This is a genomic window from Streptomyces genisteinicus (genome assembly GCF_014489615.1).
Lineage (GTDB): Bacteria > Actinomycetota > Actinomycetes > Streptomycetales > Streptomycetaceae > Streptomyces > Streptomyces genisteinicus.
In genome coordinates this window covers 200624-215351 of record NZ_CP060825.1, presented here as the reverse complement: position 1 = coordinate 215351, position 14728 = coordinate 200624, and the positions used below count along the sequence as shown (strand labels likewise).

The window sequence follows — 14728 nt, the reverse complement described above, 5'->3', positions numbered from 1 at the left end:
GGCCGCTCGGGCGGCCGTCCGGACGTCACTTCTCCGGGGCGTGCCCCCAGTTCACCGACGAGCGGCACCACGCGCTGTCCGCGACGTCACCGTCGGGCCGCTGGGCGAGATGGCGGTGGACGTAACCGTTCACTTTGCGCATGTGCGCGAAGTCGGCGTCACTCAGATCGGCCTTTCTCGTGCCCAGCAGGCCGGCGATACGCCGCCCGGACGCGTGGCCGACGCTCCCGCCCCCGCCACCCCCGCCGCCGCGCCGGTGGCGAGCCGGCCGGTGAGCCCGGACGCCGTCGTACCGACGCTCTCCCGGAACGCGCGGTACGTCTCCTCCAGGTCCTCCGGCCTCAGGAGCCGCCCTTCTTGCGCAGGGCGTCCCGCTTGTGCACGGCACTGCGGCCCGAATCGTCGCTCTCCACCTCGTACTGGGGTTCCTCGGGCGAGGCGTCCACCGTGCGGCCCGCCGCCTCGGTCCGCTCGGTGTGGCGGCCGGTGACCTTGCCGGTCACCTCGTGGCCGTGACTGCGCCACGAGACCTTGTCGCCCTTGTGGAGCCTGCGCTTCTTCGCCATGACGTCGCCTTCCGGTCGGTGCCCGAGCCGTGTGCCGGCTCGGGACGTGGTGCGGCGGTACGGGAGACCGGTTCGCCCGGGTCCGGCAGGACACCGCACGCGGCCGTGCGCCGGCCGCTCTGCCCAGGGTCGTCCCGGCCGATGAGGAGCACCACCGCACGGCCGGGGGCCGCCCGGAGGATCGCCCCGAGGCGCCGCGAACCGAGGCGGTGGCTCCCCGGCTTCCCCACGCGCCGGACGCGGCCGCGCAGGCCGCTTCGCGGCGATCGGGGGACGGGCGGAGGGGGACGGGAGGCGAAGGGGGCGCCGCCCCCGCACGCGTCCCCGTGGTCGCGGGACCGTCCACGCGGCGGAGCCGGGCACCGCTCGCGGTCAGTCGTCCGCCGGGGCTTCGCGGGTGCGGTCGGACGGCGGCCACACGTACGGCAGGTCGTCCGGCACGTCCGGGAAGCGCTCGCGGTAGTGCGCGGGGTCCTTGCGGACCAGCGCGGACCGGTGGCTGCGGTGGAAGTCCGCGCGACCGAGCCACGGCGGCAGGTCGCCCGCCGCCGCCAGCCGGTCCTGGCTGCGGGCCGTGGACAGAGCCTCGGGTGCCCAGGCACGGAAGTCGTGCACCAGGGTCAGCGCGCAGCTGTCCGCACGCCCGGCGTCCGTCCACACCTCGCACACCTCCAGTCCGTAGCGGACCAGCGCTTCCTCGTAGCCCGCCCACATCCGCACCGCCGGATGGTGTCGCCATCCGTAGCCGGGCACGGTGAGGCCGCGGAGCACCTGGAGGGCCTCCACCCGCTGCTTGCCCAGACGCCTCACGTCGAGCGAGGCCGCGGACTGCCTGAAGTCCGGGTACGGGAGAAACGTCTGCATCCCGGCGTCACCGTCCCTCCTGGCTGTCGGGCGGGCGGTTCAGATGCCGACGGTGTCGAGCGCCTCGCCCATGCACGAGGCCGACGGCACCGAACGGCCCGCCCCGGAGCTGCGGAGCAGCGTCCGCACCGTCGGGGACGGTGCGGCGACGCACAAGGGGAGCCGCCTGCCGACGGCGGTGAGCCACTCCACCAGCGAGTCGTCCGCCGAGGTGACGGCGCCCGCGTCGACGACCAGGGCCGCGTCGTCGGCCGACACGATGCCGTCGACCGTGCGCACGACCCTGTCGAGGGCCTGGCCGCGCGGGGCGTCCCCGAGGGTGATCACCCACGCGCGGCCGCGCCGCCGGATGCCGGGGGCCGTGGAACAGGCGGTCATCGCTGTCATGTGCGCTTCTCCGAACGGGTCGTGGATCGCGGGGCGGGGCCGGCGGGTGCCGGGGACGGCCCCGGTCCGGCCGCTGCCCGCGCCGTCCACCCGCAGGTGCGAGTCCACACCCCGGACGGCCGCGGCGCTCCGCGAAAGCCCCCAGGCGGGGGACGCGGACGCCGCGGGACGTGTTCCGGACGGCCTACCCCGGGCGGGCGCCCCAGTCCGCCGCGCCCCCCGCGCCCAGAACCCCCGAGGTCCGGGCGAGTTCGGCGTCGTCGAGGAGCTTCAGGTGCCTGCGGGACACATGGGCCACCAGCGGCGGGAACAGCGGGCGCAACGGCTGGAGGAGCCGCAGCCAGGGCGGGCAGTGGATGCTGGTGGCGCGCCGGGCGATGCCCCGCCGCAGTTGCCGGGCGACCTCCTCGGGCGGGTGCACCCGCGCGGCGAAACGCGGCTGCGAGGACCGCAGCGCCACCAGCACCGGGTGCTCGTCGATGTCCCGGGTCATCTCCGTGCGCGTCCAGTGCAGATACGCGATCCCGACGCCGATGCCCTGCGGCGCGACCTCCGCGCGCAGTGCCTGCGCGAAGGACTCCACCCCCGCCTTGGAGGCGCAGTACGCGCTCATCATGGGCGCGGAGCCGAAGGACGCGGTACTGGCGATCTGGAGGAAGTAACCGCGCGTGCGGGCGAGGTGGGGAAGGAAGACGCGTGCGGTGCCGGCGCTGCCGAGGAGGTTCACGTCCACCACCCGCTCCCACAGGTCGGGGTCCGCGTCGGCGAACGGCCCCGTCGCCGCGATGCCCGCGTTGGCCACCACGACGGACGCCGGACCCATCTCCCGTGCCACGCGGTCGGCGGTGTCCGCCATGGCCGCCCGGTCCGTGACGTCGGCCCCGAAGCAGCGCGCATCCCAGGGCAGCCCGGCGGCGACGGCCCGGAGCGCGTCCACCTCCCGGCCCAGCAGCGCGACCCGCAGGCCCCGTGCGGCCAGTTCCCGCGACAGGGCGGCGCCGATGCCCCGCGCCGCTCCGGTGACCACCGCCACCCGCCGCTGCGGGAGTCCGTCGTCCATCGGGTGCTCCTTCGGCAGGGGACCGGGGGCGCTCTCTGCGGGCACCCCGGCCCTGTGTCGTGCGCCGCGCCCGCGCGCTGTCACGGGCCGGCCCTTGGCACAGCCTCTCCGGCGGCCGCCGCCCCGGCATCCGGCCCCGCGCGACGGGCACACCGGAGGAGCCCCGGGCACCCGGCTCCGCGCGGTCGCGCGGCACGGCCTGGGCCGCACCCGGAACCGGACATGCGCCCGCCGGAGCGCGGGAGCGAGCGGCCACGACGTGCCGCGGTCCGTCAGCGGCGCCACTCGCGGGCCGGGCGGACGCCCCGGTTGGGCCGAACGGGTGCGGCGGCGGGTGTCGTCGGCGCCGCCGGAGAGCCCGACCGCCCCCGCTCAGAGCCCCGCGACCCGGGAGCTCGCCGAGAGTTCGTAGGCGAGCGTGAGAGTGCGGCTCCCGCCGGGCGGCAGGAGCACGTCCCAGCGGACGACGCCCTCGTCGTCGACCGCGTCGGGCACCGGGGAACAGGCCTCCTCCCGCACGCGGACCTCCACCGCGGAGACCTCCGAGACCGGGATCCGCTCCCGGACGACGATGCGGCGGTCGCCCTCCTCGCCGGGGGGCGAGAACCGGGACACGTGCAGGGTGACCGTCCGCGCGATCACGGTCCGCTGGGCGAGCCCCGCCACCTCCCGGGACTCCTCGGTGCGGCGGACCACCCGGTGGTCGTCACTGCTGCCGAAGGCCAGCTCCACCGGCGCCCCCGGCGCGCCGAACTCCAGCGTGCCGCGGCCGCTGAACCCGCTGCCCCGGACCAGGTCCACCGGGCCCGCCAGCAGGGCGTGGCCCGACAGGTTGTCGAACCGCACCACCTGGGTGACCAGGGGGGAGAGCTCGGGCGCGCAGGCGTACTCGCTCTCCGCCGGCGCGCTGAAGGAGGACACGGGCACCCGGTGGGCGCGCCCGTCACCCGGGACCGACACGGCGACGGGGGCGTGCAGGACCCGGGTCCGGCCCCCGTCGTCCACACCGGGCAGCCCCGCCACGGGCACCGGGCCGAGCTCCGCGATCTCCTCCTCGCGCAGCTCGACCTCGACCGTGCGGCGCTCCGCGGCGGAGCGGTCGCGCAGGGTCAGCCGGTCCTCGGCGAGCCGTGGCGGTTCGGCGGCCTGGGCCGACCGCGCGGTCGACAGCGTCAGCCGCACGTCCCGCCAGTCCTCGCCGGTGCGCTGCCAGACCATCGCGTCGGTCTCCAGCGACAGGGACCCGCCGTCCAGCACCGCCCGGTAGGCGGGGCGCCACAGTGCGCACGGGGTCAGATGGCGCAGGCGCAGCACGGCCTGCCCGGCGGCCGCGGACTCGACGGTCAGCTCGACATGACCGACCAGCTCCGCCGGCTCCTCCACGGCGAGGTCCATCGCCCGTCGCACGTCGCCGAGTTCGGCGGCGAGCGACGCGAGGCGCGCCTCCGTGCCGCGCAGTTCCTCCGCGCACGTGTCGCGTTCGCCGTCCACCCGGTCCAGGGCGTCCGACCAGCGGGCGGCGTCGGACTCCCCGGCGCCCGCGCCCTCTCCGGCGTCGCGCAGCACGTCGCGGACCAGCCCGTCCAGCAGGTCGAGCCGGACGCGCAGCCGGTCACGGCGCGGCTCCAGGGTGCGGCGCTCCTCGTCGAGGGCGTGCTCGCGCAGGCGAAGGGCGGGATCCCGGTCGGCGGACGGCACCGGAGGGCGCGGCGTCCAGGTGCGGACGATCCGCGCGTCGAGCACGGCCGCCGGGTGGTCCGCGGTCAGTTCGGCGTGCAGGGTGCGGTCGACGGCGAGCGCGCTCACCGGTCCGAGGCGCAGCCGCCGCACCCCGGCCTCCAGCTCGACGGTGGCGGTGCGTTCGACCTGGGCGCGGTCCTCCAGGCAGGTGACGGAGGTGACGGGCAGGGGGATCGGCTGCTGGGCCGTGGACATGATGCGTCAGCTCCTGCGGTTGCCGCCGTCGAGGGACTTGTTCGCCGGGAAGCGGATCTCGTAGCCGCCTTCGAACACGGCTCCGCCGCCGGCGTCGAGCCGTGCCCGCCAGACACGGGTACCGGGGGCGGGGTCCTCCGCCTGGGTGTCGGGCCCGGGCGGGGCCCAGTCGGCCCGCTCCTGGATCCGGACGTCGGCGTCGGTGGTCACCGGCACCCGTTCGCGGACCTCGACGGTGACGGGCGCGGCGAGCCGGTTCACGAGCTCCACGCGGACGCGCTGGTCGAGCACGGTGGTGCTGTTGCGCAGTCCGGCGGTCGACTCGGTCGTGCTGGTGCGCCGGGTCACCCCGATGCCCTCGGCCTGCCCCAGGCCCACCCGGCGGACGCCGCCGGGCGGGAGCGTCGGCAGCGCGGCGGTCAGCAGGAACTCGTCGTCGACGGTGACCTCCACCGGTCCGGCGAGCAGCGCCTGGCCGGTGGCGTTGGAGAGCACCAGCGTCGCGTAGACGGTCTGTTCCACCGACGGCACGCACAGGTACTCCGTGCGCAGCCCGACGGGGATCTCGCCGACGGTGACGGTGTGCCAGGTGCCGTCCGAGGGGACGTCGGCCCGCGCGGCGGCGTCGTAGCGGTGGTCGAAGGAACCCGCCGACACCCGGGGGCGCACGGCGTGCACCGGCAGCGGCAGCGAGGCCACCGCCTCGGCGCGCCGCCGGTGTTCCCCCGCGACCGCGTCGCCGGACGGGCCGGGGAACAGCAGGCCCCGGCGCGCGGCCGGGCCGTCGGGAGGGCTCAGCACGAGTGCCGCGTAGTCGAGTTCGGCGTCGCTCGGCCGCGGCGGGCCGGCGGGCGGCCCGGCCGCCGGCACGGGCGGCGACGGAACGGGCCCGCCGGGCGCGGCCGGTGCCGCGGCGGCGGGCATGCCGCCCGGACGGGCGGGTGCCGCCGCCCGCGCCCGGCGGGCCGTGGCGGGCTGCGGGGGCGGCGCACCGGTGAAGGCGGGGGCGGCGGGGTACGCACCGCCGGGCTGGGGGAGGGCGGCGGGCGCGGCGCCGTAGCCCATCGGCGCGGGTGGTGGGGGAGGCGGGGGCGGCGGAGCCACGGGACCGCCGGCGACCGCGACCGCCCCGGAGGGGGAGACCGGGCGGGGGCCCGCGGCGTCGTAGCCGGTGAACAGGGAGGCGAGACCCGGCGGGGGCTCGCGCCAGCCGGACGGTGCGGGAGCGGGCTGGCGGCGCCCGATGCGCATCGAGCGCAGCCGCGGAAGATCGGCTCGCCGCCCCAGGTCGGCGGTGGCCAGTGCGACGCGGACCCCGGTCCAGTCCTCTCCGGTGCGCTGCGCGACCGAGGCCCGCAGCACGAGCCGCCCTCCGCCGTCGCCCTGACGGTGCGTCAGCCGGTAGGCGGGTGCCCAGACCGCGCCCGGCACCCCGTACTCCAGCTCGATCCCGGTCTCGGCGCCCGCATCGGCGCCGTCGAGGGTGAGCACGGCGGACACGGTGGTCGCGACGTGCGCCGGGGCGGCGTCGGTGGAGGCCCGTGCCAGACGGTCCTCGGCGACGGCCAGCGCGTGGCCGGCGTCCCGGAGCGCGTCCTCGAGTTCCGCCAGGCGTGCGTGCAGCCGGGCGAGCCGGGCGTCGACGAACGCGGAGAGCTCCAGCCACGCGTCGACGGGAGCGGGACGGTGCGGGTCCCCCCGCCGGGGCGTCGGCGGGACGGGGCGCAGCCCCGCGAACTCCGCGACGAGGGCCGACTGCCGGTCCCGCCGGGCCAGCGCGGCGGCGTGCGCGTCGCGCAGCCGCCCGGCCTCCCGGAGCAGCCCGTCGGGAGGGCCGCCGTCCACGGGCTCGGCCCCGACCTCCACCCGGGCCCCGGTGACCCGCACCCCGGCGGGGCCCAGCGCGCGGGCGCGCAGTGAGCCGGGGTCGAGCGAGCGCGGCAGCCCGGTCACCCGGATCCGTCCGTCCCGCGGCACCCGGCCCTCGGCGAGGCGCCGGCAGAGCGCGCCCTGCGCGTAGACCACGACCGAGTCGAGGGTCGACTCCCAACGGTCCGCTGTCCCAGTCGTTTCCATGGCCTCCGCCCCCGATGCGTCCGTGCGGACGGCAGCTTACGCCGGGGGCGGGCCGGCCGGTCCGCCCGCTGCCGTCCCGATGCCGGGGCGTGACCGGCGCGGTCGTCCGCGAGAGTTCCGCGAGGGGTTCCGCGAGCGGTTGCGGCCGGACGGGGAGGGACCGTCCGGGCGCCGCGTGGCAGACTGGGCCGGTGATCATCGAAGTGGCCGACGAGCGGGACTTCCCGGGCTTCCTGGAGCTGGCCGGCCAGGTCGAGGAGTGGTTCGGTCCGATGGTGGAGGAGCCCGGCTTCCACGACGCGGTCCGTGAGCACCTGCGGCGCGGGACCGCGCTCGTCGCCGTTCCCGCCCCGCGGGACGACGGAGCCGGGAGAGATCTGCTCGGAGGCGTCCTCTTCGACGCCCGCCCCCCGGCGTACCACGTCGACTGGATCGTCGTCTCCCGCCGGGCGCGCACCGCGGGCGTCGGCCGCGCACTGCTGGGCGAGGCGCTGCGGCGGTTCGCCGGCGCACCGGGCACCGTCGAGGTGGTCACCTTCGGCGCCGACCACCCCGGTGCCGTCGCGAGCGGGGCCCGCGTCTTCTACGAGAGGCTCGGCTTCCTGCCCGCCGAGGCCGCGGCCCCCGGACCCGAGGGCGGCTCGCGCCAGGTGTACCGGCTCGCACGGGACGGGGCCGGCACGCATGGCACCGTCTGACGCCACCCCCGCCCCGCCCGGCGCGGACGCCGACTGGCTGCCCGTCACCACCGGGGAGTCCGGCGCCTCGGTGTTCCGCAGTGCGGACGGCACCCGCTACGCCAAGTGCGTGCCCGCCGCGGACACGGCCGCCCTGCGCGCCGAACGCGACCGGATCGCATGGCTGGAGGGACAGGACGTGCCGGGCCCCCGGGTGCTCGACTGGTCGTCCGGCGACGCGGGTTCCTGCCTGGTGAGCAGTGCCGTCCACGGAGTGCCCGCCGACCACCTCACGGCGGACGAGCTGTGGACGGCGTGGGGCTCCGTCACCGAGGCGGTCCGGCGCCTGCACGCGGTCCCCGTGTCCCGCTGTCCCCACGGCAGGAGCCTGGACGCCATGGTCGCCGTCGCGCGCGACGTCGTCGCCCGCGGCGCCGTGGACCCCGCGTTCCTGCCCGACGAGCAGCAGCACACGCCCCCCGGCCGGCTGCTGGAGCGCGTCCTCGGCCAGGTCCCGGAGCGGCGGGAGCAGGAGGGCGCCGACACGGTCGTCTGCCACGGGGACCTCTGCCTGCCCAACATCGTCCTCCACCCGGCGACCCTGGAGGTGTCGGGCTTCGTCGACCTGGGCCGGCTCGGCACGGCGGACCGGCACGCCGACATCGCGCTGCTGCTCGCGAACGCGCGCGAGACCTGGGCGGACGAGGAGCGGGCACGGGCGGCGGACGCGGCGTTCGCCGAGGGCTACGGCAGGGTCCCGGACCCCGGCCGGCTGCGGTTCTACCTCGAACTCGACCCGCTCACCTGGGGCTGAGAGGACCGCGTGCCGGGGCCGCTCCCGCCGCGCGGTCCCGGCAGTAGGGTGACGCCGTGAGCCTTTCGCAGGACGACCCGCGGACGCCCGTCGCCGAACACGACCGCGACGCCGCGCTGCGGCGCGTCAGGGACGCGTACGGCCAGGGGCAGCTGGACCATGAGGAGTTGGACGCGCGCATCCAGCGCGTCCTCACCGCACGGACCCGCGGCGACCTCGGCCCCGCGCTCGCCGCGCTGCCGGCGGAGCCGGACACCGCCGTCACCCTCTCCGCCGCCGTCGGACGCATCCGGCGCGGCAGGGGCTGGCGGGTTCCGCGGACCCTCACCGTCGCCTCCGCCTTCGGCAAGGTCCGCCTGGACCTGTCACGGGCCGTCCTGGAGCACCCGGTGGTCGACATCGAGCTGCAACTCGGCGCCGGCAGCGCGCGGATCATCGTGCCGCGCGACGCGGTCGTCGAACTCGACTCGGTGGTGACCGCGATGAAGGACACCCGCTACCGCGCCCGCACGCGGACCGGCGCGGACGGTCCGGCCGGACCGAGGATCCGGATCACCGGGACCCTCGGCCTCGGCCGGCTGACCGTCCGTCACGCACGCCGCTGACCCGGCCGCCGCCCCGGTCCCGGGGCGACGGCTGGGGGACTCAGGCCAGCACGACGGGCAGGTCGAAGAGGTCGTTCTGCGTCACGACCGGCTTGTTGCGCAGCTCCCCGGGCGCGACGGCGAGCCGCAGCCCCGGGAAACGCGCGTAGAGCGCGGGCAGGGCGACCGAGGCCTCCAGCCGGGAGAGCGCGGCGCCGGGGCACACGTGCGGGCCGTGGCCGAAGGAGATGTGCCGGTTCGGCGTGCGCGTCACGTCGAACGCCCCGGCGGTCGGGCCGTGCTGGGCCTCGTCCCGCCCGATCGCCCCGAACGACACGATCAGCGCCTCGCCCTGCGGCAGCACGCGGTCGCCGACCTCGATGTCCTCCCGGGCGAACCGGATCAGCACGTGCGAGGTCGGGGTGGACCAGCGCAGCGTCTCCTCGATCACGTTCTCCCACGACACCTCGCCGGCGAGCACCAGGGCACGCTGCTCGGGGTGGGTCTCCAGGGCGACCACCGCGTTGACGATCAGGCTGATGGTGGTCTCGTGGCCCGCCGCGACCATCAGCTGGAGGGTGTTGGTGATCTCCTGCGTGCTGAGCGTGTCCCCGCCCTCGGAGGCCTCGATCAGCGCGCTGGTGAGGTCGTCGCCCGGCCGCTCCTTCTTGCCGGCCACGATGCCGGCGAAGAGCTCCCCGAGGTCCGCCATCATCTGCGGCACCTCCTCGGGCGGCGTCTGCGTCGAGAAGAACTTGTCGAACAGGGCCTTCATCCGCGGGTGGTCGGCCGCGTCGACCCCCATCAGCTCGCTGACCACGTTCATCGGCAGCGGGTACGCGAACTCCGCCTTCAGGTCGACCCGTTCACCCGCCGGCAGCTCCGCGAGCCGGTCCAGCATGCCCGTCGTCAGGGCCTCGATCCCGTCCCGCAGCCGCTCCACCCGGCGGGCCGTCAGCGCCTGCGCGACCAGGGTGCGCAGCCGCCGGTGCTCGTCGCCGTCGACGGTCAGCATCGACTTGCCGGGGTTGGCCAGGCCGATCAGCGGCCAGTCCAGCGGTATCTCGCCGCGCTGCCATGCGCCCCACACCTCGATGTCCTTGACCAGGCGGGAGTCGGTGAGCAGCCTGCGCGCCTCGGCGTGGTGGGTGACGGCCCAGCAGGCCACCCCGCCGGGCAGCACGACACGGGCCAGCGGGCCCGCCTCGCGCAGCCGCGCGCTCTCGCCGTCGAGGTCGCCGACGAACGGGTCGAGGGTGATCGCGTCGGCACCGGTCGCGGCGGTTCCGGTATGCGGGCAGGTCATCGCGGGGCTCCTAGGGCGGGAGTCGGGGTGTAGGTCACGGGAAGCGCGGTGAGGCCGCGCAGCCAGGGGGAGGGACGGCGGGTGAGCGCGTCCTCGGCCACCGCGAGGTCGACGTCCGGCAGCCGGTCGAGCAGCACCTCGATCCCCGTCCGCGCGATGGTCTCGGCGACCTCCTGGGCGGGGAACGGGCAGCGGTGCTCGCCGTGTCCGAAGGACAGGTGGGCGTTGTTGCCGCCGGTGAGGGCCCCGGCGTCGGTGCGCACCTGCGGGTCGGAGTTGGCGGCGGCGACGCCCAGCAGCACCAGGTCGCCGCGGCCGATCAGACGGCCGCCGAGGTGGGTGTCGCGCGAGGCCCAGCGTCCGGCGACGTTCTGCGTGGGGGTGTCCTCCCACAGCACCTCGTTCATCGCCTCGGCGACGCTGTGGCGGCCCCCGGAGAGCGAGGCGGCGAAACGGTCGTCGGTGAGCATCAGCCGCAGGGAGTTGCCGATCCAGTCGGCGCTCGGCTGGTGTCCCGCCGCCATCATCACCATCAGGTCCTGGGCGACCTCCTCGGCCGTGAACCCGGCGGTGTTGGCGAGCATCCGGGAGGCGACGTCGTCGCCCGGCGCGGCGCTCTTGGCGGCCAGCAGGGCACCCATCGACGCACCGAGGTGGCGCTGTCCCTCCAGGGCCCCCTCCTGCCCGTTGATCATGTCGTTCATGGCGGTGACCAGACCCGGCCCCTCCTCGTCGGAGAAGCCGTAGACGCTGGCCAGCACCCGGACCGGGAGGAGCATCGCGTACTCGGCGATGATGTCGCAGGAGCCCCTGGCGCAGATCGCGTCGATGAGTTCGTCGGCGAACCGCTCGGCCCGTTCCTTCAGGACGAACGGGTCGATCGCCTCCAGGGCGTCGGAGACGACCCGGGCGCGTTCGCGGTGCCGCTCGCCCACGGTGTAGAGGATCGACGGCTGCTTGCGGCCGATCATGGGCAGCAGCGGCCAGTCCGCGGGGATGCGGTCCCACTGGTTCCACAGCTCGGAGTCGCGGGAGTACAGCACCGGGTCGCTGGTGACCTGGTGGAGTTCGCGGTAGCCGAGCACCAGCCAGGCGGGGACGTCGCCGTCGAGCACGACGGGCGCCACCGCGCCGTGCTCGCCGCGGATCTGCCGGTACAGGCCGGCCGGGTCGGTCTGGAACCGCGGGCCGCTCAGGGGGACGGGCCGGGTCGGGGGACGGGTCACGGGGCGGGCTCCGGAGTCGGTCTCGGCTCCGCGGCGGTGACGGTCCGCAGATGCTCGACGAGCGAGATCAGGACCTGCTTGCTGGACTCGCGCGACCGGGCGTCGCAGAGCACCAGCGGGACCTCGTCGGCGAGGTCGAGGGCGTCGCGGATCTGGGCGGGGGTGTGGGCGCTTCCGCCGAAGTCGTTGCAGGCGACGACGAAGGGCGTGCCGTGGTGTTCGAGGCGGTCGATGGCGTACCACGAGTCGGCGAGCCGGCGGGTGTCGACCAGCACGACCGCCCCCAGGGTGCCGGAGAACAGCCGGTCCCAGAGGAACCAGAACCGCTCCTGCCCGGGGGCGCCGAACAGGTAGAGGACGTTGCGGTCGTCGAGCGAGATGCGGCCGAAGTCGAAGGCGACGGTCGTCGCCGTCTTCGCCGCGACACCGGCGGTGTCGTCGACGGCCGCGCCGGCCTGCGTCATCGTCTCCTCGGTGTTCAGCGGACGGATCTCGCTGACCGAGCGCACCATCGTGGTCTTGCCGACGCCGAAGCCGCCGACGACCACGATCTTCAGGCCGTTGTCGGCGGTGCTGTGCAGGGTCTGGCGCTGTTCAGAGGTTACGGAGTCCAACGAGCACCTGCTCCAGGATGTCGTGATCGGGAAGGCGGTACACGGGGCGTGGGTGCCGGGCGCTGATCCGGCCGGTGTCGTGCAGGTCGGTCAGCAGGATGCGGGTGATCGACACCGGCAGGGCGAGCGCGGCCGCCACCTCCACCACCGCGGTGGGGTAGCGGCACATGCGCAGGATGGCCGCGTGCTCGGACTGCATGCCGGGGAGCGGGTCGCTCTCGGCGACCACGAGCGTCACCAGGTCGAACGCGTCGGATCCGGCACGGCTCCGGCCGCCGGTCAGTGTGTAGAGCCGGTCCGGGGAGTCGTCCCGGCCCGGTCTGCGCCGGCTCATCCCCGCGGCCTGGCGACGAGGTGCTCGCCCAGCTGCTCGACCAGCTCCGACATGTTGTGCCCCACGAGTCCGGCGTCCGCGTCCTCGTCGGCGACGAGCGCCAGATGCGCCCCCTCGCCCGCCTCCACGATGAACAGGATGCCGCCGTAGAACTCGGCCATCGCGGAGCGCACCCCGCCCGTGCCGTCGCCGAACTCGACCGAGGCGCCGTGCGACAGGCTCTGGATGCCCGCGGCGATGGCGGCGAGCTGGTCGGCCTGGTCGACGCTGAGCTCGGGGGTGCGGCAGAGCTTGAGGCCGTCGCGGGAGAGCACCAGGGCGTGACGGGTGCCCGGGGTGCGTTCCAGCAGGCCCTCCAGGAGCCAGCTGAGCTTCTCGTCGGTCGTGGTGCCGGTCATTCGGGGTTGCCTTCCGGATGCGAGGTGTTCGGGGACGACGGCGTCCGGGGACCGGAGTCGCCGGCGCGCGGGGCGGGGACGGACGGGCCGGCCGGCCGGTCACCGGTCGCCGGGTCGGCGGACGCGGGGGAGGGGCCGCCGTCCGCGGCGGTGCCCGGGGAGCCGGTGGCGCGCACCGCCCTGCGGAAGCTGCCGAACCGGGCGGCCGCATCCGAGGCGGCTCCGGTACGGGGCGCCGGGCGCTCCTGGGCGGAGGGCGGGGCGTCGTGCCGGGCGGCGGCCAGGGTGCGGCCGCGGCGCCGCCGGGGCAGCCCGCTCTCCCCGAACGCCGGGTGCTCGCCGGTGCTCTCCGCGGCGGGACCGTGCTCCGCCTCCGGCTCGGGGACCCGGGCGGGAGCCGGGGCCGCCGCGGGCGCGGCGGGCGCGGCGGAGACGGGCGGAGGTCCGGGAGACCGTTCCGGGGCGCGGGTGATCAGCTCCTGGGGCAGCATCAGCAGCGCGCCGGTACCCCCGCGTGCGGAGGGGCGGAACGAGACGGTCAGGCCGTGCTTGCGCCCGAGCCGGCCGACGACGGCCAGACCCAGCCGGGTGCCGGAGAGTCCGGCCAGGTCCTGCGCGGCCGAGCCGACGGCGGCCTCGGCACGGCGCAGCTGGACGTCGCTCATCACCAGGCCGCTGTCCTCGACGGTGATGACGACGCCCGCGGGCACCTCCTCCACGTAGACGTGCACCTCGGCGGTCGGCGGGGAGAAGTTGGCCGCGTTGTCCATGAGTTCGGCCAGCGCGTGCATGACGCCCTCGGCCGCGTGGCCGGCGACCGCCGCGTCGCTGCCGGAGTGCAGCCGCACCCGCTGGTAGCCGCCGATGCGGCCCATGGCCCCGCGCAGGATCGACTCCATCCCGATCGGGCGCGCCCAGCGACGGCCCGAACGGGCCCCGGTCAGCACGGCGATGGAGTCCGCGAGCCGTCCCGCCTGGGCCGTGCGGTGGTCGAGGTGGAGGAGGTCGGAGAGCACGCTCTCGTCCGCGTGACGGTGCTCCATCTCCCGCAGGTCGGTCAGCATGCCGGTGGTGAGGGCCTGCATGCGCCCGGCGGCGTTGGCGGCGGCGGCCATGGCGGCGGACCGGGCGGACTCCGCGCGCCGCAGCCGCGCCCGGAGGTCCCCGGCCTCGGCCGTCCGGGCCGCGTCGAGTTCGCGGACGCGTGCCTCGTGGGTCCGCACGAGTTCCTCGGCGCGGGCGGCGTGCCGGGCCTCGGCCGCGGCGGCCTCGGCCGAGGCCCGTTCCAGGAGGGCGGCCGTCTCGTGCGCGGCGGCCGCGCGATGGACCGCGAGGGAGCCTTCGCGGGAGGCGAGTTCGGAGGTCAGGGCGGCCGTCCGCCGGCCGAGGGCGCGCGCGGTCCGCGCGTACCAGGTCACGGCGAACGCGGCGGCGCAGAGCAGCAGCACACCGGCGGCGGCGCCGGAGGCGAGCTCGGGACGGACCGCGGCCGGGGCCGCGGCGACCGCCGCCGCGGCGAGTGCGCCACCTGCGACGGCGGTCAGCAGCGAGGCGGTCAGGGCAGGGCGGAAGGGGGTGGGTGACGCCGACATCAACCAGACTCTCGGAAGCGGGACACACAGGCAGGGGGAGTCGCAACGACGGCACTATAGAGCGGCAGTTGATCAGGGCGGAACTATCTTGCCCGGATTGATATTCCTGTTGTGACATATCTTTTCGTAGGAGCGCCCGGGAAAGTCTCACTCCGTGCGAAATGCGACCGATTTCAGTGCCGCACAGGTCAGTTGACGGCACGTCGCTCTGTGCGCGGGCCCGGAACGCCCCGGCCCCTCGCGCCCCCTGCCCCGTCCCGTCCGTGCGCCCCCGCGGTGCCTGCCGTGCCCTCCG

16 protein-coding genes are annotated in these 14728 nt (G+C 76.1%); 3 read left to right on the top strand and 13 right to left on the bottom strand.

Translation table 11 applies throughout. The annotated features are described in order from the left end of the window. Positions 1–25: 25 nt before the first annotated feature. The 7 genes from IAG43_RS00985 to IAG43_RS00955 all read right to left on the bottom strand — a co-directional run bounded on the left by IAG43_RS00985 (position 26) and on the right by IAG43_RS00955 (position 6888). A complete protein-coding gene (locus tag IAG43_RS00985) occupies positions 26–388 on the bottom strand; it encodes a DUF3140 domain-containing protein (RefSeq protein ID WP_187738843.1) in 363 nt (120 codons plus the stop codon). After that, the gene (locus IAG43_RS00980) at positions 342–566 is read right to left on the bottom strand and encodes a hypervirulence associated TUDOR domain-containing protein (protein ID WP_187738842.1); all 225 of its coding nucleotides are present in this window, start codon (positions 564–566) and stop codon (positions 342–344) included. The genes IAG43_RS00985 and IAG43_RS00980 overlap by 47 nt, the downstream gene beginning before the upstream one ends. A 372-nt stretch (positions 567–938) precedes the next feature. Further along, positions 939–1430, bottom strand: a complete 492-nt coding sequence (locus IAG43_RS00975; RefSeq protein ID WP_187738841.1) for an MSMEG_6728 family protein — start codon at positions 1428–1430, stop codon at positions 939–941. 39 nt (positions 1431–1469) lie between these two features. Beyond that, the gene (locus IAG43_RS00970) at positions 1470–1817 is read right to left on the bottom strand and encodes a hypothetical protein (RefSeq protein WP_187738840.1); all 348 of its coding nucleotides are present in this window, start codon (positions 1815–1817) and stop codon (positions 1470–1472) included. A gap of 184 nt (positions 1818–2001) precedes the next feature. Beyond that, a complete protein-coding gene (locus IAG43_RS00965; RefSeq protein ID WP_187738839.1) occupies positions 2002–2877 on the bottom strand; it encodes an SDR family oxidoreductase in 876 nt (291 codons plus the stop codon). Between the two features lie 372 nt (positions 2878–3249). Further along, on the bottom strand, positions 3250–4812 hold the full coding sequence (locus IAG43_RS00960) for a mucoidy inhibitor MuiA family protein (RefSeq protein WP_187738838.1): 1563 nt from the start codon (positions 4810–4812) through the stop codon (positions 3250–3252). Between the two features lie 6 nt (positions 4813–4818). Next, positions 4819–6888, bottom strand: a complete 2070-nt coding sequence (locus IAG43_RS00955) for a DUF4139 domain-containing protein (protein WP_187738837.1) — start codon at positions 6886–6888, stop codon at positions 4819–4821. Between the two features lie 191 nt (positions 6889–7079). Between IAG43_RS00955 and IAG43_RS00950 the strand changes: the two genes are divergently transcribed. From IAG43_RS00950 to IAG43_RS00940, 3 genes are read left to right on the top strand one after another with little or no spacing between them, the layout of a single operon-like run. After that, a complete protein-coding gene (locus IAG43_RS00950; protein ID WP_246574014.1) occupies positions 7080–7586 on the top strand; it encodes a GNAT family N-acetyltransferase in 507 nt (168 codons plus the stop codon). Next, positions 7573–8379 (top strand): APH(3'') family aminoglycoside O-phosphotransferase, encoded by an 807-nt coding sequence (locus IAG43_RS00945; protein ID WP_187738835.1) that lies wholly within the window; start codon positions 7573–7575, stop codon positions 8377–8379. The genes IAG43_RS00950 and IAG43_RS00945 overlap by 14 nt, the downstream gene beginning before the upstream one ends. A 56-nt stretch (positions 8380–8435) precedes the next feature. Further along, on the top strand, positions 8436–8984 hold the full coding sequence (locus tag IAG43_RS00940; RefSeq protein ID WP_187738834.1) for a DUF1707 SHOCT-like domain-containing protein: 549 nt from the start codon (positions 8436–8438) through the stop codon (positions 8982–8984). A 40-nt stretch (positions 8985–9024) separates the two neighbouring features. Here IAG43_RS00940 and IAG43_RS00935 read toward each other — a convergent pair whose 3' ends face one another. Genes IAG43_RS00935 through IAG43_RS00910 form a run of 6 tightly spaced genes read right to left on the bottom strand, consistent with a single transcriptional unit; the run spans position 9025 to position 14433 of the window. Beyond that, on the bottom strand, positions 9025–10269 hold the full coding sequence (locus IAG43_RS00935; protein ID WP_187738833.1) for a cytochrome P450 family protein: 1245 nt from the start codon (positions 10267–10269) through the stop codon (positions 9025–9027). Then, positions 10266–11495, bottom strand: coding sequence for a cytochrome P450 (locus IAG43_RS00930; protein ID WP_187738832.1), 1230 nt, complete (start codon positions 11493–11495; stop codon positions 10266–10268). The genes IAG43_RS00935 and IAG43_RS00930 overlap by 4 nt, the downstream gene beginning before the upstream one ends. After that, positions 11492–12109: a GTP-binding protein gene (locus IAG43_RS00925; RefSeq protein WP_187738831.1), complete on the bottom strand. Its 618-nt coding sequence runs from the start codon at positions 12107–12109 to the stop codon at positions 11492–11494. The genes IAG43_RS00930 and IAG43_RS00925 overlap by 4 nt, the downstream gene beginning before the upstream one ends. Beyond that, positions 12090–12443, bottom strand: a complete 354-nt coding sequence (locus IAG43_RS00920; RefSeq protein ID WP_187738830.1) for a DUF742 domain-containing protein — start codon at positions 12441–12443, stop codon at positions 12090–12092. The genes IAG43_RS00925 and IAG43_RS00920 overlap by 20 nt, the downstream gene beginning before the upstream one ends. Beyond that, positions 12440–12841 (bottom strand): roadblock/LC7 domain-containing protein, encoded by a 402-nt coding sequence (locus tag IAG43_RS00915; protein ID WP_030212242.1) that lies wholly within the window; start codon positions 12839–12841, stop codon positions 12440–12442. The genes IAG43_RS00920 and IAG43_RS00915 overlap by 4 nt, the downstream gene beginning before the upstream one ends. Further along, positions 12838–14433, bottom strand: a complete 1596-nt coding sequence (locus tag IAG43_RS00910; RefSeq protein WP_187738829.1) for an ATP-binding protein — start codon at positions 14431–14433, stop codon at positions 12838–12840. Before IAG43_RS00910 ends, IAG43_RS00915 begins: the two co-directional genes overlap by 4 nt. Positions 14434–14728 lie beyond the last annotated feature (295 nt).

Excerpts from the sequence above, each read along its gene's own strand:
- IAG43_RS00935 (WP_187738833.1), bottom strand. The coding sequence starts at position 10,269 with ATGACCTGCCCGCATACCGGAACCGCCGCGACCGGTGCCGACGCGATC.
- IAG43_RS00965 (WP_187738839.1), bottom strand. The coding sequence starts at position 2,877 with ATGGACGACGGACTCCCGCAGCGGCGGGTGGCGGTGGTCACCGGAGCG.
- IAG43_RS00915 (WP_030212242.1), bottom strand. The coding sequence starts at position 12,841 with ATGACCGGCACCACGACCGACGAGAAGCTCAGCTGGCTCCTGGAGGGC.
- IAG43_RS00960 (WP_187738838.1), bottom strand. The coding sequence starts at position 4,812 with ATGTCCACGGCCCAGCAGCCGATCCCCCTGCCCGTCACCTCCGTCACC.
- IAG43_RS00975 (WP_187738841.1), bottom strand. The coding sequence starts at position 1,430 with ATGCAGACGTTTCTCCCGTACCCGGACTTCAGGCAGTCCGCGGCCTCG.
- IAG43_RS00920 (WP_187738830.1), bottom strand. The coding sequence starts at position 12,443 with ATGAGCCGGCGCAGACCGGGCCGGGACGACTCCCCGGACCGGCTCTAC.
- IAG43_RS00910 (WP_187738829.1), bottom strand. The coding sequence starts at position 14,433 with ATGTCGGCGTCACCCACCCCCTTCCGCCCTGCCCTGACCGCCTCGCTG.
- IAG43_RS00945 (WP_187738835.1), top strand. The coding sequence starts at position 7,573 with ATGGCACCGTCTGACGCCACCCCCGCCCCGCCCGGCGCGGACGCCGAC.
- IAG43_RS00955 (WP_187738837.1), bottom strand. The coding sequence starts at position 6,888 with ATGGAAACGACTGGGACAGCGGACCGTTGGGAGTCGACCCTCGACTCG.
- IAG43_RS00980 (WP_187738842.1), bottom strand. The coding sequence starts at position 566 with ATGGCGAAGAAGCGCAGGCTCCACAAGGGCGACAAGGTCTCGTGGCGC.
- IAG43_RS00970 (WP_187738840.1), bottom strand. The coding sequence starts at position 1,817 with ATGACAGCGATGACCGCCTGTTCCACGGCCCCCGGCATCCGGCGGCGC.